Consider the following 24679-nt stretch of genomic DNA (forward strand, 5'->3'; position numbering starts at 1 on the left):
TTGCCAGACGGCTAAATTGGTAATATTATTTTACCAAACTGGAGGATCAGCAATGGAAATGCCACAGCCAAATCCCGATGTGCTTGCGCGCAAACCAGCGGTTCTGGCCCGTTTGCAACAGGTTCTACCCCCCGATGCAGTGATCCACGATCCGGCTGAGACGCGGGCATATGAGTGCGATGCCCTGACGGCGTATCGCTGCCCTCCGATGCTGGCGGTGCTGCCGTCGACCACGCAAGAGGTCTCGGACGTTCTGCGCATTTGCCATGAAGAAGGCGTGCCAGTGGTGCCGCGCGGATCGGGCACGTCGCTGGCCGGTGGCGCGCTGCCAACGGCCGATTGCGTGATCCTTGGTGTCGCGCGGCTGACCGAAGTGCTTGAGACCGACTATGACAACCGCTTTATCCGCGTGCAGTCGGGCCGCACCAACCTGAGCGTGACCGGCGCGGTCGAAGAAGAGGATTTCTTTTACGCCCCTGATCCGTCATCCCAGTTGGCCTGCGCGATCGCGGGCAATATCGCGATGAATTCGGGCGGGGCGCATTGTTTGAAATACGGTGTGACCACCAACAACCTGCTGGGCGTGACCATGGTCATGATGGATGGCAGCGTGGTTGAGATCGGCGGCGCGCATCTGGACGCTGGCGGGCTGGACCTGTTGGGCGTCATTTGCGGGTCCGAAGGTCAACTGGGTGTTGTGACCGAGGCCACGTTGCGCATCCTGCGCAAGCCCGAAGGGGCGCGGCCCGTGCTGATGGGGTTCGATGACAATGCTGTCGCCGGTCAATGCGTGTCGGACATCATCAAGTCCGGCATTCTGCCGGTGGCGATCGAATTCATGGATACGTTGTGCATAAAAGCCTGTGAGAACTTTGCCCATGCGGGCTATCCCGATTGCACGGCTTTGCTGATTGTTGAGGTCGAAGGCTCGGAAACCGAAATTGACCATCAACTGTCCAAAATCATCGAGATCGCCAGACGCCACACACCGGTCGAAATCCGCGAAAGCCAGTCGGCTGAGGAAAGCGCAAAGATCTGGCTGGGTCGCAAATCGGCCTTTGGTGCCATGGGGCAGATGAACGACTATATGTGCCTGGATGGCACGATCCCGGTGTCATCACTGCCCGATGTGCTGCGTAGGATCGGAGAACTGAGCGAGGAATACGGCCTGCCCGTCGGCAACGTTTTTCATGCGGGCGATGGCAACATGCATCCGCTGATCCTGTTCGACGCCAACAAACCGGGCGATCTCGAGAAGTGCGAGGCGTTTGGGGCCGATATCCTGAAACTCTGCGTCGATGCGGGCGGCTGCTTGACGGGCGAGCATGGGGTCGGCATCGAAAAGCGAGATCTGATGAGCCATCAATATGCTCCACAGGATCTTGAGGCGCAGATGGCGATCAAAGATGTGTTCGATCCGAGCTGGTTGTTGAACCCGGCCAAGGTCTTTCCACTGGACGTGTCCGAGGCGCGTCGGATGGCGGCGGAATAGGGGGCTCTGCCCCCGCCGCAGCAAGCTGCGACCCCCCCGAGGTATTTTTGAACAGAAGAAGTGACATGGGACCAGAAACAGAAGCGGAACTGGCCGAACTGGTGGCTGGGCTCAATGGCCCGGTGCGGATTGTTGGCGGCGGCACGCGCGGTGTGACCGGTGCAGCACCAGTGCTGAGCACGGCGCGGCTGAGTGGCATCACACTGTATGAGCCCGGTGCGTTGACGCTTGTGGCGCGGGCGGGAACGCCCTTGGCCGAGGTTGAGGCGGCGTTGGAAGCCGAAGGGCAGCAGCTGGCTTTTGAACCGATGGATCATCGCGCTTTGCTGGGCACCAGCGGCGAGCCAACCATTGGCGGAGTTGTTGCGGCAAATGTCTCGGGGCCGCGCAGGATACAATCGGGTGCCTGTCGTGATTTTCTGCTGGGCGTGCGCTTTGTCGACGGTTGCGGGCGTGTCATCAAAAACGGCGGGCGGGTAATGAAGAACGTAACCGGTTATGATCTGGTCAAGCTTATGGCGGGGTCCTGGGGGACGCTGGGCGTTCTGACCGAGGTTTCGCTGAAAGTGCTGCCAAAGCCCGAGGCGTCCGCAACACTGATGGTTCGGGTTCCTGGCATCGAAGCTGCGGTCCAGGTTATGTCGGCGGCACTGCGGTCCCCCTTCGAAGTGACAGGCGCCGCCTATGATCCGGCGCAGGGGTCAGCTTTCCTGCGACTCGAAGGGTTTGCGGATTCGGTTGCCTATCGCAGCGGCAAGCTGCGTGCAGATTTGGCGACGTTGGGAGAGGTCTCGGACCACGCTGAGTCACAAGACCTGTGGCGCGATCTCCGCGATGTCCGCGGCTTGGCGGATGGGGCCGGAGATATTTGGCGGATATCGGTCAGGCCGAGCGAAGCGCCCGGGATTGCCAAAAAGCTGGATGCGGATCGACTGTTGTTCGATTGGGGCGGGGGTCTGATCTGGGCGCTCGTCCCGCAAGGGACCGACGTGCGCGCGCGTCTTGGTGCTATAGCCGGACATGCGACCCTGATCCGCGCCAGTGACGAGACATTCAAGTCCTTGGGTCGCTTCCAACCGGAAACGAAGGAAATTGCGGCTCTGACAAAGGGAGTTCGGCAGAAATTCGACCCGCGAGGTGTTCTCAATCCGGGGTTGATGGGGTAGCGAAATGCAGACAGTTTTCACCGACAAGCAATTGCAGGATCCGACCATTCGACGGTCAAACGAAATCCTGCGCAGCTGCGTGCATTGTGGCTTCTGTACGGCCACTTGTCCGACCTACCAAGTGCTTGGCGATGAGCTCGACAGCCCGCGCGGGCGCATCTATCTAATCAAGGACATGCTGGAAAACGAGCGTGTGCCAGATGCAAAAACCGTCAAGCATATCGACCGGTGCCTGTCCTGTCTTGCCTGCATGACCACGTGCCCGTCGGGCGTACATTATATGCATCTGGTAGATCACGCGCGCGACTATATCGAGCAGAAGTATAAGCGCCCGTTTTCCGACCGTGCCTTGCGCTGGGTGTTGGCGCGTATCCTGCCCTATCCGACGCGGTTTCGCTGGGCCCTGATCGGGGCCAAACTGGGTCGCCCGTTCCGGTTTCTGATGCCGGATGCCCGCCTGCGCGCGATGCTGGATATGGCACCCCGGCACATCCCGCCGGTCAGCCGCAATGACGACCCGCAGAGCTTTGCGCCCGAAGGCCCGCGCCAGAAACGGGTCGCGTTGATGACCGGTTGCGCGCAAAAGGCGCTGAACACGGATATCAACGATGCCACGATCCGCCTGTTAACGCGGCTTGGGTGCGAAGTTGTCGTGGTCGAAGGGGCCGGCTGCTGCGGGGCGCTTACGCATCACATGGGAAAAACCGACTTAAGCCATGCGGCAGCCGCAGCCAATATCCGGGCCTGGAGCGCAGAACTGGATGGGAGCGGTCTCGATGCCATCGTCATCAACACGTCCGGTTGCGGAACCACCGTCAAGGATTATGGCCATATGTTCCGCAACGATCCCCTTGCGCGCGACGCTGCGCGGGTATCGGCGATCACCATGGATGTCAGCGAACTTTTGATGCAGCTGGAGATGCCGGAAGGTGACCGGAAAGACCTGAAAGTTGCTTATCATGCTGCCTGTTCCCTGCAGCATGGGCAACAGATCAAGACCCATCCTAAGGAGTTGTTGAAACGGGCTGGATTCGCCGTGTTAGAGCCTGCTAACAGCCATTTGTGCTGCGGGTCGGCCGGAACGTACAACCTGATGCAACCAGAGATTTCAGCAAAGCTCAAAGAGCGCAAAGTACGTTCGCTTGAAGCCACGACCCCGGACATCATCGCGGCAGGCAATATCGGCTGCATGATGCAGATCGGGTCGGGCACGGACATCCCGGTGGTGCATACGGTCGAATTGCTGGATTGGGCAACGGGCGGCCCCGTGCCGGGCGTCCTGCAACGCGGACAAGCCACGGCTTCGCCCATCCCGATCTTGCGCTAGGATCGCCTGCTGCATTCACGCATCACACCCGGCCAATTCTGCCGGACGCCCTTCCTGCCCTATTTTCGCCCCACAGCGCGGGTAGTTTCGGTGTTCGGAAAAACCGCCGGAGTCGCGCGTGCGCAAATGGATCACAGCCATCGCCTTTGGGATGCTGCCGCTGGCGGCTATGGCGCAGGATTCCGGGTTGAAAAGCTTGAACACCACCGATTCCGGGCGGCAATGGATGGCCGTTGGCCGTCTCAACATTGACGGGACGGGGTTTTGCACCGGGGCGCTGATCTCTCCGACTCTGGTGCTGACGGCGGCCCATTGCCTTTATGACAAAGTTTCGGGCCAGCGGATCGACCCGGGCCGGATCGAGTTTCTGGCCGGGTGGCGACTGGGTCACGCCTCGGCCTATCGGGCCGCGCGGCAAACCGTGATTCACCCCGGTTATGATTTCAATGCTGACACAACCGCGGACCGAGTGCGCCACGACATCGCGCTGATTGAGCTGTGGCAGCCGATCCGCAACACATCCGTCATTCCGTTTGAAACCGGGGACAGACCGGCGCAGGGCGAAGATGTCGGCGTCGTCTCATATGCGGAAGACCGCGCCGAGGCGCCCTCGTTGCAAGAGGTGTGTTCCATCGTGGCGCGCCAGTCCGGCGTTCTGGTGATGTCCTGCAATGTTGACTTCGGGGCATCGGGTGCGCCGGTCTTTTCCTTCGCGTACGAGCGGCCACGGATCGTATCGGTCGTGGCCGCCAAGGCGGAAATGGGCGGCAGCCGCGTGGCGCTGGGCACCGCGCTCGAGGAATCTTTGGAACTTTTGCAGACAGAACTGGCCCAAGGACGAGGGCATACGGCGTCGACCGAGGGGATTGGAAAAAACATAGGAGCGAGGTTTCTGAAACCATGATCCATCATTTGATCAAGGTATTATTTTGTTTGGCTATTTTCGGCACAGCAGCACAGGCGCAGTTGAGCAATCAGCGCCGATTGACCGATCGCGATGACCTGTATGGCTGGGAAGCTGTCGGGCGTCTGGATATTGGCGAGAGCGGGTTTTGTACCGGGACGCTGATCGCGCGGGATCTGGTGCTGACTGCGGCTCATTGTGCGTTGGACAAAGCAACTGGCAGACCTTATCCGCCAGGAAAGGTGACATTTCGTGCAGGTCTGAGCGATGGCAAATCGCTTGCCGATCGCAAGGTTATCCAGATCGCCTCGCACCCAGCTTTCGTGGCCAACGCGCCGGTATCGGTGCAGCGCGTTCGCGTTGATGTCGCGTTGATGCGGCTGGAAGAGCCGATCCCATATTCTGTCGCTGACCCCTTCGCCCTCTATGACGGGCGAATTCTGGGTAACGAAATCAGCGTTGCCTCGTATGGGCGGGGTCGGGCGGATGCGATCACACGCCAACGGTCGTGCCGCATTCTGCAACGTGGACAGGGTCTGATCAGCTTTGACTGCGATATAACCTTCGGCTCGTCCGGGTCAGCTATTCTGGCAAAGAAAGGTTCGCGCTGGCAGATCTTTTCTGTTGTATCCGCCGGCGCATCTGACGGTCGGCGCACCATCGGTTACGGCATGGAATTGCCCGAAATAGTGGCCGAACTCAAAACAATTCTGCGCCGTGACGCGCCGCGACCCATGGCGACGATCAGACGCCTGCAACCGGGGTCAGACAAGTCCAGTTCCGGTGCCAAATTCCTCAGCGCCGGCGGGTCTTGAACTGCTTCCAGCCACTACCCATGTGAACTGTACCGGGTCGCCGCAAACGGGGCCCGGTATACTCCACCGCCCGTCCGAATGGAGGGCAAACTGTAGATCGCTCTGATATGAGGATACCACACATGCGTACATTTGATTTTGCACCGCTGCACCGCGCGACCATCGGCTTTGACCAGATTGCCGACATGATGGATCGGGTTCTGACCAATGACGGCGCTCAGCCCACTTATCCGCCTTACAACATCGAAAAAACCGATGCTGACACCTATCGGATCTCGGTCGCTGTCGCGGGCTTCTCGGATGCTGACCTGTCGGTCGAAGTGAAGGAAAACGCGCTGATCGTTGCAGGCAAGAAAGCCGCTGACGAAAAAGAGCGCAGCTATCTGCACCGTGGCATCGCCACCCGCGCGTTCGAGCGCCGCTTTGCGCTGGCCGATCACGTGCGCGTCACCGGCGCCAGCCACGAAAACGGTATGCTGAACATCGACCTGAAGCGTGAAGTGCCCGAAGCGCTGAAACCGCGCCGGATCGAGATCGCCTCGGCCAATGCCATCGAAAAAGACGTGGTCGATGCCAAGGCCGTAAACTGAGGCTACCTGATCACTGGGCGATAGTTCCGCCTCTCTGAACTGTCGCAGACTGCACGCCCCGCGTTCCTCCAGACGCGGGGCGTTGTTTGTTTTCGCCGCACCGCATTTTCAAACCACATCAGCTGGAAAAAACTGGCAATGATCGCGACCCTCGCGCTAGTCTTTTTGCAACGAGCCTTTTGAGCGCTCGGGTCTTGGTTTGGCAAAAGGATATAGCGACCGATGTCTTTCAAGTTCATCTCAGCCGGAATTTTATGTGCAGCATTCACGCTTTCTTCGATGGCTTCCGCTCCTGCAAAGGCGGACGACACGGATGCGTTGATCGCAGGTGTCGCGCTGGGTGTGCTGGGGGCATCGATTGCCAAGCATCATCACAAGCACGGCTCGCATTACCAGAAGCACCCGCACGTTTCGGCCAAAGAAAATGCCATCGGCCTGTGTATGCACCGGACCCATTCCGCGATGTCAAATCAGGGTTTTTACGCAGTGGACTTCGAGCGGACCTTGTCCTTCACCGAAAATGCAGATGGCATCAACCTGATCGACCTCGAGGTCGCGCGTTCAAACGACCGAACGGATGCGCGTAGCTATATCAAGGCGCATTGTGCGATCCAGGACGACAAAGTCGTGAATTTCCGCTATTCGCACTATTGAATCGGGCTTACATTTGCGGTCAATAAATCGGCCCCGCGTATCCCATGCGCCGGGCCGATTTCTTTTCTGAGATCAATTCCCGGCCGTGACCGACCCGATTGACCAGAACATTGTCTCACCCGAGGCATCATCGACGCCGTCATTGTCGGTCATCACAAACGCCTCGCCCGAGGGCAGGATGGCCAGACCTTCGATCTTGTCCAGAACGTATCCGCCGGTCGATGTCAGGTCAGGCAGAAGGTCACGGACCTCTTGCTTGCTGACAACGGGCAGCTCGCCACCGAGCGGGGCCGGGGCCATCTCGGACAGCGGGATGCGATAGATTTTCTTGGTGACTGCGCGGTGGTCATGCTGGTTGTCGCGCTCGATGACATAGACATGGTCGCCGAAGGCCACGATTTCCGACAGACCAACCCAGCCTTTTTCGGGATCAGCTTTTGGATAGTGCACCGCACCCCATTCCTTGGTCTCAAGGTTGTAAGCGACCAGCTTCACATGGTTTTCCGGGTCGTCCTTCCACTCGCGCTGTACCGCCATCCACAGAGTGTCGCCAACCTTGGTGATGCCCTCGAAGCCAAAGCGCTTTTCGAGGGCCGTCAGTTCCGGGGGCAAGCCGATCTCGCCCTTGCGGTCCTTGATCAGGCCGTCTGCGCCGACATGATAGATCGCGTGCGGGATAACGCGGTCGGTGCGGCCTTCGGAGGCGACGTAGAACCCTCCGTTGCCGTCCAGCGTGATGCCCTCAAGGTCCAGTTTCTGGGCCGGGTTGCCGTCCTGACGGTGGATGCGGATCACGTCCACGATGCGGGCGGGTTTCTGACTGGGGTCAATCTTGAAGATCGACGGCTGGAAGCCGTAGAAGCTGTCATTGACCGCATAGATCATGTCGTCCGCATCCGCGACCAGACCGGACAGCGCCCCCCATCCGATCAGCTCATCCGCGCCTGCCGACGTCAAATGGGGATAGACAGCGGGAGCGTCCTGATATTCGAAGATTGAAACATGCGCCCGCGGGCCGCCATCTTCGATCAGGTCCTTTTCGTTGGCCGAGATCAGCAGGTTGCGTTCCGGGATCGCGACATAACCTTCGGGTCCGACGCCCGAGGGCAGCAACTGTTTCAGAACCGGGTTGGCCGGATCGGTGGCGTCATAAACCCCAACGACCGAGGCGCGCTCGGCCCCCACAAAGATCATCGGCGTGCCGCCGAAGGTGGCCGCGGTCACGCTTTCCGGCTCAACCCCTTTGCTGTCCGAGCGTTTGTCGGGGTAGTGGCCGATCTGGATGATGGCTTTTTCGAACTCGGTGCCGTTCTCGTAAACAACCGTGCCGTCCTTGTGGAAGATGGTCCAACCGCGCGAGCCGCCTTCGTAATCGCCTTCATTGGCGGTGGCGAAATGGTTGTCGTCGATCCATTTGACCGCGTCCGGCTCGCGCAGGCGGCCCGGCTGGCTTTCGGTGAAGATCAGAGCGCCCCGTTCGTCCGTGGCGTCGATGCCTTCCAGATCAACCGCGCCTGCCGAGAAATGGCTGACCACATTGCCGTCCTTGTCGACGACCGCGATGTGGTTGTTCTCCTGCAAAGTTATGACGGTTTCGCCCAGGCTGTTGATGTCAACGAATTCCGGCTCGGGGTCCGTTGGGGCAACGTCTGCCAGCCCGGTCAGCGCGGCAATCTTCATACCGTTGCAATCCAACGCACCGTCCTTCAGAGGCACCAAGGCCAGCGAGCCAGCGGGCAGTTGTGGGATGATACCGTCGTTCAGGTCTTCGTCGCGTTCATTCTCGATCGCTACGGCAACAAAGCTGCCATCGGGGGCTATCGCGACACTGTCGGGCTGGCCGCCCAGGTAACAGGCACCGGTTTCGGCCTTGCCTACGATATCGACCGAGATCAGCTTGCCCGACGGCGCCGTATAGCTGTCCGAAGTGTTCACACCGACGAAAGCCGTTGCGCCAACGATACCCACGGATGTCGGCTCACCGCCCACCTCCATCGCGCCCAACGGTGCCGGGTTCGCGGGGTCGGTGATATCCACCATCCCGATCACGCCCAGCGGGCTGTCGGTATAGACCAGCGTCATGCCATCTGCGGTCGCCGCGATGATCTCGGGCGAGGTTTCGCGGGTGGTATCGGCCCCTTCGGCCATGTTTTTCACGACGGGGAACGACGCGATCCGGTTGAAATTCATCTCTGCCACAGCCTGACCGGCGGTCAGGGCAAGGGCAGATGTCAGGCAGACACAGCGCAATGACATGGGTGATATCCTCTCTCACTTGGACGCTGAGTGGGATGGACGGCCTATGTTGCGGGATCGTGACGGTTTTGTTTCACTTTGGTGACAACTTTGCGCGTGCGTTGCATCTGCGACGCGCCCATCGGTTTCCGTTCGCGCCTGAGTTGTCCGACCTATCTTTTCCCGCCTGAATTTGCCAATCTTTGCGGGAATTTAGCATCCGCGGGGATGTAAATAGGCGTAACATTACCTATGTTATTGGGTAGATAAGAAAAATAGGGATAGAAATAAGATGTCGAACCAGCAATTCGAGGCGTTGATTCAGGAGACGCAAACCAAGGTCCGTGAGAGCCAGGCGCAGATCGAAGGGCTGACCTCGCGGATTGAGGCGGCCCGCGCCAAGATCGGCACTGCCGAGGCGGATATCGACATCGAAAATGCCACGCTCGAGGACGTGCATGCCCATACCGAGGTGATGAACGCCAATATCGCCGAGCTGATCATGGGGCTGGATGACGTCACCAACGCGTTTTCCAAGGATTTCGACGAGATGCGGTCGAAAACCGGGTGGGAGTCGTTTGTCGGCATCTTCGCCAAGGCCAAATCCGAGTCGATGCGGCAGGAACGCATGCGCACCGCCAATATCGACGACAAGCTGCAGGACCTGATCGCCAAATCCGACGTGATCGTCAAACTGCTGGAAGGGCAGTTGTCGGTGCTGGAAGAACAGCGCGTTAAGGTTGAGGACAACCTGACCGTCACGCTGGACGATCGTGAGGCGACCGTGGCCGAACTGGAAGCCTTGCGCGCCGAGATTCAGGGCATGGACCCGACGATCATCACGCTGGAAAACAAAATTTCGGTCGAACAGGATGCTGCCGCGCGCACCCAGTTAGAGACTGAATTGGCCGAGTTGAACAAGCAGTACAACGCCAAGGTTCAGGAGGAACAAGTCAAGCTGGCCAAATCCCAGACGCTCGAACGCTATATCGAAAAGGGCAAGACCTGGGTCGACTCGCTACAGAACCAGGCGGCGACGCAGATGGTGCTGATCAACAAGCTGCAGACAGACACGCAACAGCGCGTGGTCCTGTATGACGCCCTGACCAAATCGCTGAAAACCGCGCAACAGCAGGACGTGGCCCACCGCATCAACGAGATCGGCGTGCAGACGGATCAAGAGGCGCAAACCGCCATGGCCGCCATCGGCACTGCGACCAACCAGAAAATGGCCGACATGCTTGAGGCGCATGAGGACCACATGGTCTTTGCCCGCGACGTGCTCGAGAAAAAGGCCAAGGCGGATGAACGCTTTGCCCGCCGGTTCGCCTCGATTGTCGAGAAACATGATAAGAATTTGTATGGTGGGTAATGCTCAAAAGCCCTCTCGTCAGATTTGTGTGCGTTTCGCTGGCAATGGCTGTGTCACTATATTTGGCATACTTGGCCATTGAGAATTCTGTATTCTCATCTGAAGGACCAATCCTCGTTCTTTGGTTTTTCTTGGCTACTCTATGGACTGTTGGGTTCGCATACCTGTGCGTACGGTATTGGGTGGCAAACATCTGGCTGTTGGCGCTTTGTGTGAAAGGCTTTGGGAAACTCGGATCGGCTTTTTCTCAAACCCACCTATACGTTGTGGGTTTCACGAGCCTTAGAAAAAGAAAAAATGACTAACCCCACCCAAGACCATGTCGGCCTGACCGACACCTTCGCCTCGCGCCGCTATTTCCGCAAATTCGAGGTGATCACCGTCCACCTCCTGCGCGTGGCCGCGACGATGGAGGCGGAGGGCGCGATCAGCAAGCAAGAGGTGCGGATCGTGTCGCGCTATCTCTCCGGGCTGCTCTACACCTTCCGCGCGCTTTCCATGAAATACCTGCTGGTCGGGCGCGATACGGGGCGGTTCTTTGGCAGCCTTGCCATGGACAAGCGCGACAGCGGGTTTCCGGTGGCGGCCGAGCTGCTGACCATGGCCAATGACGCGCAGCAGGCGCAGGTGCACCTGGCGAATATGCCCTCGGAAGACGACCTGAAAACCGACATGGTGCGGACGATCATCGGCGATCAGGAAATCCCGACCAAGCTGCAATTCGCGCTGTCTCAAAGGCTCTATTACGAGGAATTGCTGAAAGGTCAGCTGTTCTGGGCTCGCAACGATCCCGAATGCCACTGGATCGGGAATGAGGGCGAGCGTCGCAAGTTCATGATCCATTGGGCGGTCTATGACAGCCAGATCAACCTGCCGGTCATCTACCTGATGCAGTTGGAGGACAGCGGCAAAACCGCCCTGCCCAAGGACCAGCGCCGCTGGCCCGAGGTGCAGGCGCATCTGATGGCGCAAGCGCTGGGCGGGTTGAAACTGGTGACGATCGCCAAGGGCTTTGATCAGGATTTCGACGACCTGCACCCGAAGCATTTGCGCCGCATCCATGTGGGTCCGATGTATTCCTCGGCCTATACCGAGCAATCCGGCCCCTTGCGGCAAGTGCTTGAGGACGCACAGTCTCCGCCGGGTCAGGACTGGGCACTGGCCTGGACCACCGAAGAGTTGGAAAGCGAAGAGGTGGTTCAGGAACGGTCGGGCTGGTTCGGGACGGTGGATCGAGAGGTCTTCGCGCTGGACCCGTTCGGCGGGCAGGGCGCCGAAACCGGGGCCACGCGCACGCAGCGGTCGATCATCCTGCCACAGCGTCCGTTTCAGGTGTTGGCCGAACGCAACCCGCCGGGCTTTGCGGATGTGCGCAAGTTCGTGGTCAGCAAGTCGGGGCAGGTCTTGCGCTATTAGGTTTTATGCCTCCGGCGGGAGTATTTTTGAAAAGATGAAGCAAGGGCGGTTTTTGAAATGAGTTTGACGTCAGATCAGATGGAATTGCGCGAGTCGGATATTCGTAAGCATTATCCGGCAGCGACCGCCTTGTTGAATGGGTTCGAGCACGCGCCGCGGATTGCCAAAGCGGCTGAGGCGACGGTTGAGCGGTCTCCGGGCGTGTCGACAGGTCGGCGGTTTCGGTCCACGACGCCAGGGTTGGTGACGCGGCGGGTGACGCGGGCGGATGGGGTGCATCTGGTCGAGCGGATCGAAGCTTCGGATGATGGCGATGCGTTGGTCTCTCCGCCTCAGGCGACCACGCAGCAGGCCATTCGTCGGAGCATCGCCATCGCCCTGGCTGTGGCCGAAGCCTATGCGGAACAAACACCGCTGGCCGATTTGAAACGGGCCAATCTGGCTGGGGATCTGCCCGCCGCGCGCAAGACCGAATTCTCGGATTTGTTGACCGCCGAGGCTCTGATTACATCCCACACTTTCGGGAACGCGCTGGCTTATCTGATGTCTTCGCATCTGGGCGGAACCACCGTTGATGTCGGTGAGATCGAAGAGGTCCTGACCGATAACGGCCAGCTTGCCCTGCATGGCGCGCTGTGGGAGCTGGACCAAACGCTGGCCAAACACGCCCCCGACGACGCCCTCCTGATCGCGGCCACCAGCGCCTATGCCGAGCAATTGATGGACAAGGCCGCTCTGCGCGCCCAGTCCGCCGGTCATCTGGCCCCGTTCCAGAACGCAGCCTGGCATATCGAGGCGGATGATCTGACCATCCGGGGCTTTGAACCGGCCTCGAAGGCGAAGTCCACAACGCTTACCATGACGTTCAAGAAGCCGAACGAGGTGGTCGGCAACCATATCGCCAAGTATCAGGCGATGAAGCTGGCCAAGATGGTGATGGCCTATGACTTCGACCGCCGCCTGAACCCGTTTGCGGAACTCGGCGGGTTCATCTTTACCTTCATGGGCGACGGCAAACCGGGCACCGGCAAAACCACCCTGATCCAGATGATGGCCGGGCTGATCAACGACTATTGCCAGAACGCGGGCTATCCGTTCCGCTATCAGAACCTGAGCACGGACAATATCGACAGCTATCAGGGCAAATCCGGACAGAATGCCAAGGCGTTTATCAACACGATCATTGATCCCTCGGTCATCGGCTTCGGCACCATCGACGATATCGACCAACTGGCGGGGAAACGCGGCGACCGGCAATCCTCGGCCGGGCAATTGGAAATCACCGCCGTACTGATGGAGAGTTTTGCGGGCGCCAACACCGTCGTGCGTGGCAACTGCACTTTTGGCATGTTCTCGAACTACCCCGAGAATGTGGACGACGCCCTGCGCCAACGCGCGGGCGCGCGGTTTCTGGTGGACGGGCCGCAAACGCGCGAGGATTACATCGACATCCTGCACCTGCTGATGGGCCGCAACCACGACATCCCGCTGGGCGAACACGACGCCTATGCCGCGCAGGAGATCAAAAAGGCCGTCGCCGCCAGTTTCGAAAGCCATTCCCGCCCGCATGAGGACGCGTTGTTGCAGGTCTATGACCGGGTCTCGGGCGAGATTGGACAGATGGACACCATCGCCAAGCTGGGCACCTACCTCAAGGCGATCCAAGCCGCGGATGAGCGCTTCACTGGTCGCGCGATCAAGAACATCACCGACGCGGTCAAGGTCCGCGCGATGGATTTCGAACTGCCCGACGAATGGATGGAAAACCCCGACCTGTTCCTGTTCCGCGACTACGACACCAAGAAGGCGATGATCGAGGACCTGCGCCAGCCGATTACGGTGGATATGGTGATGCAGGAAATCAACCGCTACGCCGACAGCGAGTTCCGCTATGCCGACAAAAGCGACGAGGTCGCCATCGAAAACGCTGTGCGTGAGATGGGTCGGATGGAAGAGGCAAAGCGGCGTTATCTGGAGGGGAAGGGGTGACCGGAGGGCTTGTTCTTGTCCTTGCGACGCTGGTTCTGGCGTGCGTCTTTTTCGGGATCACCGTGGCCCGAAAGCGGCCGGGCACTTTTAGCTCCTTTGCTAAACTGTGCCTGATCATTTTTGCGATCTGCTATGTTTGGAGTTCGTTGTTTGAGATTTGGATGAACGGGGCCTCGTTGGACAACCCGGAGTCGTTGCTGCACGCATTTGGCCCCGGTCAGATGCCTTCGCTGTTTTTGCAAAGGGCCGCCATTTGGTTCATTCCTGCAATGTTGGTAGCAGCGACCAGTTTTGGGTTGATGCGGGCGCGAATTGTGAACTCTCGCGAAGATTCAGAGGCAAGGAGGGAACCGAGTGAAAGCTAAAGGATGCAACCGTGCCGTAGGAATTTTGGTGCTGCCGGCCTTAGGTGCGTGGCTCATCGTGTATTTCCAGTTCGGAGATATCTGGCCGTTTTCTGCCAGTCCGGCTTTGGCAGAAGGTGAAACACCGCGGGGCGTTTTTAGAAAGTACTTCTTTTCGCTTGCCGGCGTAGCTTTCACTGTCATTGAGTTGCCGAATATTCTTGGTTGGACTGACCGAGAGAAGCGGCTGAGTTCCAATATGAAGGAAGATTCGAACGATGATTGATCTTCCACTTCGGAGCTTTGAATTTGGAAGGCTGACTCGAAACTCGCGGGTGCTCTCATGATCCGCCTCATCGAAAAAGGCCTGATGTTCGGCAATCTCGTCCACATCTCCAGCCCGGCTCTGGTCGAGCGGTATAACCGCGCGCTGCAGCATCTGACAGGCAAGACCACGGCGCTGACGGATTTCCATGTGGATATCTCGGGCTATTCGCCGGAGGTGGGGATTGAGCTGGAGGATGAGCTTTATCTCAACCCCAACGGCGTCAACCGGCAGTTCATCCTGCTGACGACCGAGCAGAAACGCGCGCCTCTGCTGAACGTCAAATTCTCGACCTCGCGCGATATTCTGCGCGACTTCATCGAGTTGAACGAGGCGCAGCTGTTTGCCCTGACCGCCACCGATGCGGTGGCCGGAGAGTTGGTGAACTCGGTCATCAAACTCACCACCCCGGGTGATCTGTTCAACATCCAGAAGATCGAGATCGAGGCGGATACCGCAGGCGGAACGCTGCGCAAGGCAGAACAACTCGCGGGCATGGTCGAGCAGTTCAAAACCGAAGAGGACGCCTGGTTCGACGATGTGTTGATCGCCAAGATGATCGAAACCGCCAAAGAAACCGGCGACGTCACACGCAACCCGGTGCGCCTGCGTCACACCGCGTTTGAGCAGCGCAATTTCTGGACGGCGCATTTCGGGGGGCTCTACCTGTTTCCCGACGTCGACCATCCGGCCGCCATCTGCATGGGCGACAAGGCCGAGGATCTGCCGGTCAAATTCGTGTTCGATCGCAGCCAGCACAATCGGATTGCGAAATTCCTGGGGTTGAACGGGTTGGTTGAGACCATCATCGAGGCCCGCAATGTGGATTCCGCCGCAATCCTGCAACAGAAGATGGACTTTCTGACAATCGCCGCTGCTGCGGACGCGGGTGTCGATCTGACGGATCTGGATCGCAGCGATATGCGGCGTCTCGCACGGGCGCATTCGGACCGTCTGCCCGCGGCGTATCACGGGTTGGCTCAGCTGTTGCGCTGGGCGACTGCAGGCGGGCCGTGGCCGCGCATTACTTCGGACCATCCGGCGTATTTCTACACCCTGCGTGCAGCTGACACGCCAAACCGCGATCTGGTCAATATGCTGTTGACGGAATTGGCGCCGCTGGACCCGCGGCAGATGTTCATCTGCCACAAGGAACTGTTTTACAGCACATACGCGACCTGGCCCGAGACCAAAAAGGCCTATGTTGCCGAATTTCTGGCGCGCGAGTATCAGGTGGACAAGGCAGGCGCACGCGCGGCCCTGTTTGGTCATGAACCGGATATGAGCGGTGACGACAGGGTCAGCGAAACGGTGATTGCCCGGGTCGGCCCCTGGGGCGCGTTGAGGAGGGATTGAGATGTTCGGAGCGATGCGCCTGTTTCTGATCCTGCTGGTCCTTCAAACGGTTGCCTATTTTGCGTTGTCTTACTATTCGCGTGGTGTCCGCCGTCGAAAGCTCGAGGCCTGGTGGGACGAAAAGGGCAAGAAAGGCGACAAAGAGGCGTTTGTCGAACGCGGGTTGCATGTCTACGACAATTCGTTCCGGCGTAAGCTGATCCTGGGCGTCTATATTGTCCCTTGGGTGGCAATCGGCGCGCTGATCTATATCGTGAATTATATGTGAGGATTACGGCATGGCCTATGTGAAATGGGCGTTCATTATCATCTTCTGGGGCATGATTGCTGTGGTTTTGCAGTACTCTCTGCCGCAGCACGACGTCGTGCGGATCGTCAACACCTATGAAGAGCGGCAGGATCTGACCGACTGGACCCGGATTTTCTGGTCCGAGCCTGAAGACCAGTCAACCAGCCTGTCCAATCGCGATGTGCAGTTCATCCAGGCGGTTCGCGCCAATGGCAAACCTATTGTTTACCGGAACGAGGACACCGGCTGGGGTTGGCCGCCCTACTTCAAGTTCGACACGGCCAACCTTTACACCGAAGCCAATGATGCGAAATCGACGAAAGAGAATCCCGATTGGGTCGTCGTGACTCACTACGGGTGGCGGAACGAGTTCATGTCGATCTTTCCCAATGCGATCTTCATTCGGCATGTCGAGGGGCCGGATGTGCACATCATTCCCTGGTTCAACATCATCTTCCTGACCGTGTTTGCCGCCGTGGTCTGGGCGCTTTGGGTGCGTTGGCGCAGGTTCTGGCAGCGTCGTATCGATCCCATGCTGGAAAGCGTCGAGGACGGGATCTACGCCGCAGGCGACGCGATCGAGGAAAGACGCGGTAAATTCCGCCGCTGGTTGGACAGCTGGAAATCAAAATGAATTGCCCCGAGGGGGTGTGCGCAAAGCCGCGCCCCCCTTTGGGCATTTTACCTGACAACAAATTCGGCATGCAGCGCGCCCGCCGCCTTGATCGTCTTCAAGATGTCGATCATGTCGCGGGGGGAAACGCCCAGGGCGTTCAACCCAGCGACAACCTCAGACAGGGTGGCGGCTTCGGGAATTTCGGCAAGACCGGTGCCTTCTTCCTCTTCGATGCCGGCGACGGTTCTGGGGACCACGACCGTTTCGCCACGTGCAAACGGGTTGGGTTGAACGGCAATCGGGGCCTCTTCAACGGTGAGGGTCAGGTTGCCTTGGGATACGGCGACGCGCGAAATCCGGACATCCTGCCCCATCACAATTGTCCCCGACCGCTGATCGACAACAACGCGGGCCTTTGTTTCCGGCTGCACCAAAATGTTCTCGATGCGGCCGATGGCATGCGCTGTCGAGGTCGACTGCGTGGCGGTGATATTAAGCTCAACAGTGCCCGAGTCCCGCATGATCGCAACCGCGCGATTGAACTCGGTGTTGATCGCGGTTTCAATGCGGCCCGCCGTTGTGAAATCAGGCTCCCGTAAAGCAAGGCGCAGCTGTGTCAGCGCCGACAGGTCAAAGTCGATCTCCCGCTCGACGCGCGCACCTGCCGGGATCACGCCCGAGGTCGGAACCCCGCGCACGACAGTGGCAGCCTCGCCCTCGGCCACTGCTCCACCAGCCAGAACCGTGCCCTGAGCAACCGCATAGATTTGACCATCTGCGGCATTCAACGGCGTCATGATCAGCGTCCCACCAAGCAGGCTTTTGCTGTCCCCGATTGCCGAGACCGTGACGTCGATCTGGCTGCCGACGCGCGAAAACGGGGGCAGGCTGGCCGTAACCAGCACAGCGGCAACGTTCTTGGGGCGAAAGTCCTCGCCCGTGACGTTGACGCCCAACCGTTCGAGGATGTTTGACATGATCTCTTCGGTGAAGGGAGAGTTTCGCAGACCGTCGCCGGTTCCGTTCAACCCGACCACAAGGCCGTATCCGACCAGGTCGTTGCCGCGCACCCCGTCAAAGTCCACCAGATCCTTCAGGCGGATAGCCCCGGCCGTTGCCAACCCAGGCAAAAAGAGCAGAAGAAAAATCAGAACCTTCATCTCAGGAAATTCACCAGCGAGAGGTTCGAATTGCGAACCGTGACAGAGTAGAGGCTTTCCAGCTGGAATTGCACCGCCTTCAGCTGCGTTGCGGTTTCTGCCGGATCGGCCCCGATCAGGTTGTTGCGGCCGAATTCCAAGCTGGTGCGCGCCGCGGCGTTTCGGGTTGCGGCCTGTTCTACGCGGGCCTGAGATGCGCCTATACTGGCCCTGAGCTTGACGAAATCACTGTCATTATTTGCCAGATCCTGCCCCAATTGCCGAAACAGCGTGGTTCTGACATCGGGGCTCAGGTTCAAGGTTGTGTCAGAGGCCAGCGCGGCAACAGCCACATCGCGCAAGGCTGCCCGGATGCCCGGGTCGTTTGCCTTGATTGGAATGTTGATACGTTCGTTTTCAGAAATTTGCATCGGGGCCAGATTTGTGTCGGAACCCTGATAGATAACGGCCTCGAACCCGGTAGGATCGTTGAACCAGTCTTCCGCAGCCTGCCGGATGTCGTTTGCAGCGGTCAAACCTGTCAGCTCGGTTCGCAGGGCATTCAACAGATCATCCGGCGACGGCAGCGGCGAGATGTCGGTGGCGGTGCCGGAAAACAGGCTTCGACCACCCGCCCGCGCGTTCAGAGCCGACATCATCGTATCAAGTTCGTTTCGGGCCTTGACCGAGGCATGTTCATACGTCGTGGTCTGGTTTGCGGTGGCGAATGACAACAGCGACGCCGACACCTCGCCCACGGAGGCGTTAACTGTGCCAAGGCTCAATTGCATCGCGTCCGCAAACAGCCGCGTCTCGGACGTGGCGATTTTGAACGCGTCCAGCCTGGCCAGGCTCCGGTCCAGGTCCAGCAATTGCGAGTAATCGCCACCCAGCCGCCCAGCGACGTCTTTTACCTTGCCCGACGACATCTCATACGTGAGGGTGTCGAGCTGGTTTCGTATCTCGGCGCTGCGCGTGCGCAACGTCATGTTGCGCGCCAGATCGCCTATCGCATTCAGTGTCATCCTCACAACCTCAGCAAAGTTTCCATCAATTCATCGACAACCGAGATGACGCGTGCGTTTGCAGCGTAGCTTTGCTGAATACGCATCATGTTTTGCATCTCTGTATCCGTGTCGACGCCTTGCTCGGCCTCGATGCGTGCCATCTCGGATTGCGCATTATCCGCGAAGACCCAGCGCGTCTGGGCAGCATGCGCGTCTGCGCCGGCACTGGACAACAGCGCCTCAGTCACCTCGGCCGCGCGCATGTTTCCGGTGCCGAATATCGCCGATGCAATCGGGCGCGCGGTGTCCAACGCGGCCCCGAACGCCTGTAATTGCGTCGCATTTCCGGGATCTCCAGGTGCCGCTGCACCCAAGCCCGCGCGCAACCGCCAGCTGTCACCACCCGTATCGGGATCGACTGCCGTATTCAGGTTGATGCGTGACGCCAACCCCGGTGGAGCGGTGACGTCAAAGCGGTTTCCGCCATCTGTGAACATGCCCGGATCAGCTGCGCCCGCAGTTGGATCCAGACCGGGAGTTTCAAAGCGTTCGATAAGGTCGCGAGCCACCGCGTCCAGTTGCAGCTGCGCTTCGACCGTCAGAGTGTCGCGAATCTCAAACTGAGCCGCCAGCGCCCCACCGCGAATTTGAGCCGACTCTCCCAGCGTTCGGACCGGGTTTCCGTTCATCTCAAGACCAGACAGCAATCCGTTCGCCACCGTCATGTGAGGCCGCGTGTCACCGGTTGTCGTAAACGTGAATTCGGCCGCTTTCCCTTCCAGAATGATCAGTCCGCCGTCTGAATACAGCGAGACCCGGTCGTTTTCTCTGGCGACCACGTTGACCGGTATAAGTTCATTGACCCGGTCGATCAGAATCTGCCGTTGATCCAACAGGGCGCCAGTGTCACCCCCTCCATTGCGGATCGCTGGTATTTTGGCATTGAGGTCCTCGATGTCTTGCAGCGTTTGGTTCAGCGTTTCAACATAAGAGCCGATTTTTCGATCTGCGTCCGAGCGCGTTTGCCGCAGGTTTTCCGAGGCCGAGTTTAGACCGTCGGACACGGCGCGCGCGCTGCGGGCTGCCTGATCCAGGCGCTCGATCGAATCCGGCAGGCTGGCTGCGGTGATCAGACTGCCTTCAAAATCCGACATCCGGGCGGCAAGAGACGTTGTCTGATCCGGAGGGCCGACAAAGCGTTCGAACCGGGAATGAAACTCTGCAATTGCAGAGTGCCAGCCAAGTTCGGCATCGGTTGTGCGCCGGTTTGCGGTCAGGACCGGGTCCTGATGCCGCGTGATACCCACGACCCGAACGCCATTGCCTGAGATCTGACTGGTGGTCAGCTCCAGCGACCGCCGCGCATAGCCGGGCGTCAGCGCGTTGGCGATGTTGCCCGACACCACTGCGGCACCGCGGCTGGCCGCGGTCAGGCCGCCGAGGGCGTTGTTCAAAGCTGTCGACATGTTCATGGGACAGGTCCTTTCCCTGGATCAACGCCCGGATCAGCGTTTGATGTTTGTGGTTTCCTGCAACATTTCATCCACGGTCTGAATGACTTTGGCGCTGGAGGAGTAGGCGCGCTGGGTCTGGATCATCGAGGTCAGTTCGGTCGCCACATCCGTCGTCGATTCCTCGCGCGCGAACGAAACCAGGTCGCCTGTCGGTCCCTCGCCCGCGTTCCAAAGGAAGAACGTGCCGCTTTCTCGCGAGGGCGCGTAGGTCTGGCTGTCAAGCGCGGTTAACCCATTCGGGTTGGGCACGTCGGCCAGTGGGATCTGGAACATCCGGCGGCTGACGCCAGTGTCATAGAAAGCGTAGACATAGCCGTTTTCGTCGACCTGAACGCTGGTCATGGTGCCGACAGCAGACCCGTCACGCGTGATCGAAACCGGGGCGAAAGTGTCCGACAATTGCGTGATGCCATCCGCATCGCCAATCTCGCCTATATTGACCTCCATCGGGCCACCCGCCACGTTCACGACAAAGCTGCCGGTGGCTGGATCATAGGCCCCGCCCGAGACGGTGGTGACGCTGGCCAGTGTTCCACCAGCCGTGCGGCTGTCGGTGAAGGTCAGTGTATATTCCCCGATCACCGCGCCGCCCGACGCCGAATCCCGCAGTGTCAGGGTCCATTCATTGCTGGACCCGGCGGCGGGTACCGTTGGCACCAGCTCGATATCGACGCTTTCGGATTTGCCCAGATTGTCGAAATACTCGACCGACAGGGGTTGCGTGTCCCCCGGCGCGCCGGCGTCGGTCGCGGTGGCGGGCAGGTTCATGCGCAAGTTCATTTCAGTCGTCGGCGAACCGGATAGTTGATTCACGCTTAACTGTATCGGCTCCAATGCGGCGGGTGTGTCGCGCGGCACGCTCGGGATCGTGCCGTCCGCCGCCGCGCGCCAGCCAAGCAGGACAAGGCCGGATTCCGTGACAAGATAACCTTCTTCATTGGTGCGGAACGAGCCGGTTGTGGTCAACAGCATCTCGTTCGAACCTGCCGCGATTTGCGAGCTTGGACGCACCGGCAGCATGCCGCGACCACGTACGGCCAGATCGGTCGAGTTGTTTGTCGTGACCAGAGGCCCGCGCTGATCAATCAGGCGCTGGCTGGTGGTTCTGACCCCGCCGGCGGAATAGCTGCCACCCTGGCCCGAAGTGACCATGGAATGAAAATCCGTTTCAACCCGCTTGTACCCGAAGGTCGAGGAATTCGCGATGTTGTCGGAAATCGTTGCCAGTTTGTTGGCATTGGCCTTCAACGCCGCGACACCGGCATTCAGCGAAGAGGAAATGGTCATCAGCGCGCCCTTCTGTTGCGTCAATCGTTGTAGCAACAGGTAACGTACTGGCCCTTAACAGCGCGCTAACAGTTAAAATGCGTCGTATCCTTGGGGCTACGGCACGCGCAGAAAGATGATTTCGATCCGGTTGTTGCGCGCTGCCATCGGATTGTCCGCGACCCGTTCCCGGTCGGCGTGACCCGCAACCCGGTCCAGCCGCAGGGGGTCGACGCCATTGTTTTGCAACAGCTGCCGGACCACTTGTGCCCGCGACGTCGACAAATCCCAGACCGGGTTCTTTGCCAGAACCACAGGTGCCGAGCGCACGTGGCCCTCGACCGCGATGGCATTGGTCACAAGGTCCGACGACCGCGCCACCAGCAAGGCCAGTGCGCGCATCATGTCTGTCGGTTTGTCGGTCTCTGGTACGAACAGGGCCTGCGATTCGGTATCGAACAATTCAACGACCAACCCTTCGTCGGTGACGCGGGTGACGATATGTTGCAAGTGCTTGCTCGACACCAGACTCTCGCCGCTGCGCCCCAGCAGGTGCGCTTCGAGCGTCGAGAAATCCTCGGAAGCGCCTTCGCCCCCGCCGCGTGCGTCAACTCCGGTGGAACCGCGCGCCTGGTTCGCTTCGGTTGGATTGCGGTTGCAGGCACCCGAGCCGTCCATCACCATGGTCTTTTCCGAAAACATGTTGTCTCCGCCAAAGGCACCGTCTCCCCCGCCTGACACGGGATTGACCGGGATCGTCGGCGAAAAGTAATCCGCCAGCCCCTTGCGTTGTTTTTCCGTCGTTGCGTTCAGCAGCCACATCAACATGAAGAAGGCCATCATGGCCGTGACAAAGTCGGCATAAGCGACTTTCCATGCGCCGCCGTGGTGGCCATCGCCCCCCGACACGCGCTTCTTCTTGATGATGATTGGCGCCGCATTGGTTTGCGCACCCATCTCCACCACCTTTATTCACCCAGCTACAGGGATATCCCCGCAGGTCTTAAGGTGGCCTTAACACTTAAAACTGTTTGGAAATTAGCCGCCTATCTGGGCCCTCCCACTGCCGCGCGGCGCAGGATGAGCGACAAGCGATCAAAGCTGTTCTGAACGCCTTCGGTATCGGGCTTGGCAAAGAAATCATCCAGTTCGGCGTGTACGCGCACGGCTTGATCCAGCAGGGGATCCGAACCCTCGGCGTAAAGGCCCGCTTTGACCATTACCTCGGATTGCTCGTAGCTTCCGACCAGTTTGCGGGTTTCCGAGATCAATTGGTTTTCAGCGTCGCTGGCAGCGTCAGGCAGGCTGCGCGACACCGAGCGGCTGAGGTCGATCGCCGGAAACCTGCCGCGTTCGGCGATGTCGCGGCTGAGGACAATGTGGCCGTCCAACACGCCACGCAGAATGTCGGCGACGGGTTCTTCCATATCCGAACCGGCCACCAGAACGCTGAAAACTGCGGTGATATCGCCCTGATCCTGCGCCCCGGGCCCGGCCCGTTCGCAAAGGCTGGCAATCAGCGAAGTGACCGAAGGAGGGAACCCGCGCAGCGAGGGCGATTCTCCCATCGCCACGGCGATCTCGCGGTGGGCTTCTGCAAAGCGGGTTATTGAATCGGCCAGAAACAACACGTTCAAACCCTGATCGCGCAGGAACTCGGCCACCGACATGGCCGACCAAGCGCAGCGGCGGCGCACCAGTGCGGACTGGTCCGAGGTGGCGGCTACAACGACCGCACGTTTCATTCCATCCGGCCCCAGAGCCTTGTCGACAAACTCGTTCACTTCGCGCCCGCGTTCACCGATCAGCGCGACAACGACCACATCCACCTCCATCGATCGGGCCAGGGTTGCCAGCAGAGTGGATTTTCCAACGCCAGAGCCCGCGAACAGACCAACGCGTTGGCCACGCACGACGGGCAGAACCGTGTTGAGCATTGCCAGCCCGGTTGCCATGCGCGCGCCCAAGGGTTTGCGGGACACGGCTGCGGGCGGCGCTTGCATGATGTCGCGCGCCGCAAGGCCGCCCAGCAATGGCTTGCCGTCCAGCGGCTTGCCGAAGGGATCCACAACGCGGCCCAGCCAGTGCATCGCAGGGGCAAAGGCTGGCGAGGTCTCCAGATACACCCGGTCACCCAGACTAACCCCGTCCGACGCGGCACCAGGCAGCATGTGAATGTGGTCGGCGTCCACGTGCAGCACTTCACCCGACAGATTCGGGCCGTCACGGCGTTGCAGCGTCAGGAGATCGCCGATTCGCGCTGGACCTGCCAAACCACCCACTTCGATCACGCCGTTTGCGACCCCGGTGACCAGCCCCATATGGCGCACCCCAGTCAGCCTGTCGAATTCGCATTTCAAAAGGATGGGATCGAGATCGGTCATGTCGTGGTCTCCAACTGGTTCGCTGAAAACGGTTTTTAAAGGAATCGGGGTTAAGCCTTGATTGAAATTGATCGAGGGAGAAGCCCCGATGTTCTCTGATTTGAACGTCTTTAAGACAGCGTACGCAATGGCAACCCATGCCGGGCAGCGGCAGGCGGTGATCGCACGTAACATGGCAAATGCGGATACGCCGGGTTACCGCGCCCGCGATATTCAAACCTTTCAGATTGCGTTCGAAGATAGCGGCCCCAAAGCCGGGATGGTGGCCACAAGATCCGCGCATATCCATGGGGCCGAGGCCAGTGATCAACACTGGGCCGAGCATGTGTCTCATGCTGCCGGCGATCCCAATGGCAACGGTGTCTCGTTGGAAGAAGAGATGTTGAAGGCGGTCGAGGTCAAGCGTCAGCATGACCGCGCGCTGGCTATCTATCGCTCGTCGATCGGTATCCTGCGAACCAGCCTCGGTCGCGTTTAGG

Annotated in this window: 22 protein-coding genes; 15 read left to right on the forward strand and 7 right to left on the reverse strand. The window is 59.5% G+C overall.

Annotated features, from left to right (window positions below; all coding sequences use genetic code 11):
- Positions 1-52: 52 nt before the first annotated feature.
- The 7 genes from ACR0JA_RS20785 (at position 53) to ACR0JA_RS20815 (ending at position 6948) form a co-directional block, all read left to right on the forward strand.
- The gene (locus ACR0JA_RS20785; RefSeq protein ID WP_480579239.1) at positions 53-1492 is read left to right on the forward strand and encodes an FAD-linked oxidase C-terminal domain-containing protein; all 1440 of its coding nucleotides are present in this window, start codon (positions 53-55) and stop codon (positions 1490-1492) included.
- Positions 1493-1557: 65 nt separating this feature from the next.
- Positions 1558-2658 carry a glycolate oxidase subunit GlcE gene (glcE, locus tag ACR0JA_RS20790; RefSeq protein ID WP_480579241.1) on the forward strand — a complete coding sequence of 367 codons (1101 nt, stop codon included), beginning with the start codon at positions 1558-1560 and terminating at the stop codon, positions 2656-2658.
- 4 nt (positions 2659-2662) lie between these two features.
- On the forward strand, positions 2663-3985 hold the full coding sequence (gene glcF / locus ACR0JA_RS20795; protein WP_480579243.1) for a glycolate oxidase subunit GlcF: 1323 nt from the start codon (positions 2663-2665) through the stop codon (positions 3983-3985).
- A 118-nt stretch (positions 3986-4103) separates the two neighbouring features.
- Positions 4104-4889: a trypsin-like serine peptidase gene (locus ACR0JA_RS20800; RefSeq protein ID WP_480579245.1), complete on the forward strand. Its 786-nt coding sequence runs from the start codon at positions 4104-4106 to the stop codon at positions 4887-4889.
- Between the two features lie 80 nt (positions 4890-4969).
- Positions 4970-5704: a trypsin-like serine peptidase gene (locus ACR0JA_RS20805; protein ID WP_480579247.1), complete on the forward strand. Its 735-nt coding sequence runs from the start codon at positions 4970-4972 to the stop codon at positions 5702-5704.
- 122 nt (positions 5705-5826) lie between these two features.
- Complete coding sequence (locus tag ACR0JA_RS20810) at positions 5827-6294, forward strand: Hsp20 family protein (RefSeq protein WP_480579249.1); 468 nt, start codon at positions 5827-5829, stop codon at positions 6292-6294.
- A 222-nt stretch (positions 6295-6516) separates the two neighbouring features.
- A complete protein-coding gene (locus ACR0JA_RS20815; RefSeq protein WP_480579251.1) occupies positions 6517-6948 on the forward strand; it encodes a hypothetical protein in 432 nt (143 codons plus the stop codon).
- A 72-nt stretch (positions 6949-7020) separates the two neighbouring features.
- Here the strand turns inward: ACR0JA_RS20815 and ACR0JA_RS20820 are convergent, their stop codons facing one another.
- Complete coding sequence (locus ACR0JA_RS20820) at positions 7021-9204, reverse strand: esterase-like activity of phytase family protein (RefSeq protein WP_480579253.1); 2184 nt, start codon at positions 9202-9204, stop codon at positions 7021-7023.
- 271 nt (positions 9205-9475) lie between these two features.
- Here ACR0JA_RS20820 and ACR0JA_RS20825 point away from each other — a divergent pair, with 271 nt between their 5' ends.
- The 7 genes from ACR0JA_RS20825 to ACR0JA_RS20855 all read left to right on the forward strand — a co-directional run bounded on the left by ACR0JA_RS20825 (position 9476) and on the right by ACR0JA_RS20855 (position 16908).
- On the forward strand, positions 9476-10555 hold the full coding sequence (locus ACR0JA_RS20825) for a hypothetical protein (protein ID WP_480579255.1): 1080 nt from the start codon (positions 9476-9478) through the stop codon (positions 10553-10555).
- Between the two features lie 297 nt (positions 10556-10852).
- Positions 10853-11971 carry a hypothetical protein gene (locus ACR0JA_RS20830; protein ID WP_480579257.1) on the forward strand — a complete coding sequence of 373 codons (1119 nt, stop codon included), beginning with the start codon at positions 10853-10855 and terminating at the stop codon, positions 11969-11971.
- 57 nt (positions 11972-12028) lie between these two features.
- Positions 12029-13960, forward strand: a complete 1932-nt coding sequence (locus tag ACR0JA_RS20835; protein WP_480579259.1) for an AAA family ATPase — start codon at positions 12029-12031, stop codon at positions 13958-13960.
- Positions 13961-14314: 354 nt separating this feature from the next.
- Positions 14315-14590, forward strand: a complete 276-nt coding sequence (locus ACR0JA_RS20840) for a hypothetical protein (RefSeq protein ID WP_480579261.1) — start codon at positions 14315-14317, stop codon at positions 14588-14590.
- Between the two features lie 57 nt (positions 14591-14647).
- Positions 14648-15985: a DUF6638 family protein gene (locus ACR0JA_RS20845; RefSeq protein ID WP_480579263.1), complete on the forward strand. Its 1338-nt coding sequence runs from the start codon at positions 14648-14650 to the stop codon at positions 15983-15985.
- Between the two features lies 1 nt (position 15986).
- The gene (locus ACR0JA_RS20850) at positions 15987-16253 is read left to right on the forward strand and encodes a hypothetical protein (RefSeq protein WP_480579265.1); all 267 of its coding nucleotides are present in this window, start codon (positions 15987-15989) and stop codon (positions 16251-16253) included.
- A gap of 10 nt (positions 16254-16263) precedes the next feature.
- Positions 16264-16908, forward strand: coding sequence for a DUF1523 family protein (locus tag ACR0JA_RS20855; RefSeq protein ID WP_480579267.1), 645 nt, complete (start codon positions 16264-16266; stop codon positions 16906-16908).
- Between the two features lie 47 nt (positions 16909-16955).
- Here ACR0JA_RS20855 and ACR0JA_RS20860 read toward each other — a convergent pair whose 3' ends face one another.
- From ACR0JA_RS20860 to ACR0JA_RS20885, 6 genes are all read right to left on the reverse strand, one after another.
- Positions 16956-18050 carry a flagellar basal body P-ring protein FlgI gene (locus ACR0JA_RS20860; protein WP_480579269.1) on the reverse strand — a complete coding sequence of 365 codons (1095 nt, stop codon included), beginning with the start codon at positions 18048-18050 and terminating at the stop codon, positions 16956-16958.
- Entirely contained in the window at positions 18047-19054 is a 1008-nt protein-coding gene (locus ACR0JA_RS20865) for a flagellin (RefSeq protein WP_480579271.1), read from the reverse strand. Before ACR0JA_RS20865 ends, ACR0JA_RS20860 begins: the two co-directional genes overlap by 4 nt.
- Before the next feature lie 2 nt (positions 19055-19056).
- Entirely contained in the window at positions 19057-20508 is a 1452-nt protein-coding gene (gene flgK / locus ACR0JA_RS20870; RefSeq protein ID WP_480579273.1) for a flagellar hook-associated protein FlgK, read from the reverse strand.
- A gap of 33 nt (positions 20509-20541) precedes the next feature.
- Complete coding sequence (locus ACR0JA_RS20875) at positions 20542-21837, reverse strand: flagellar hook protein FlgE (protein ID WP_480579275.1); 1296 nt, start codon at positions 21835-21837, stop codon at positions 20542-20544.
- Positions 21838-21933: 96 nt separating this feature from the next.
- On the reverse strand, positions 21934-22773 hold the full coding sequence (locus ACR0JA_RS20880) for a flagellar motor protein MotB (protein WP_480579277.1): 840 nt from the start codon (positions 22771-22773) through the stop codon (positions 21934-21936).
- Positions 22774-22862: 89 nt separating this feature from the next.
- Entirely contained in the window at positions 22863-24200 is a 1338-nt protein-coding gene (locus tag ACR0JA_RS20885; protein ID WP_480579279.1) for a FliI/YscN family ATPase, read from the reverse strand.
- Between the two features lie 88 nt (positions 24201-24288).
- Between ACR0JA_RS20885 and ACR0JA_RS20890 the strand changes: the two genes are divergently transcribed.
- Complete coding sequence (locus ACR0JA_RS20890) at positions 24289-24678, forward strand: FlgB family protein (protein ID WP_480579281.1); 390 nt, start codon at positions 24289-24291, stop codon at positions 24676-24678.
- Position 24679 lies beyond the last annotated feature (1 nt).

This window comes from Ruegeria sp. AM4, assembly GCF_056540665.1.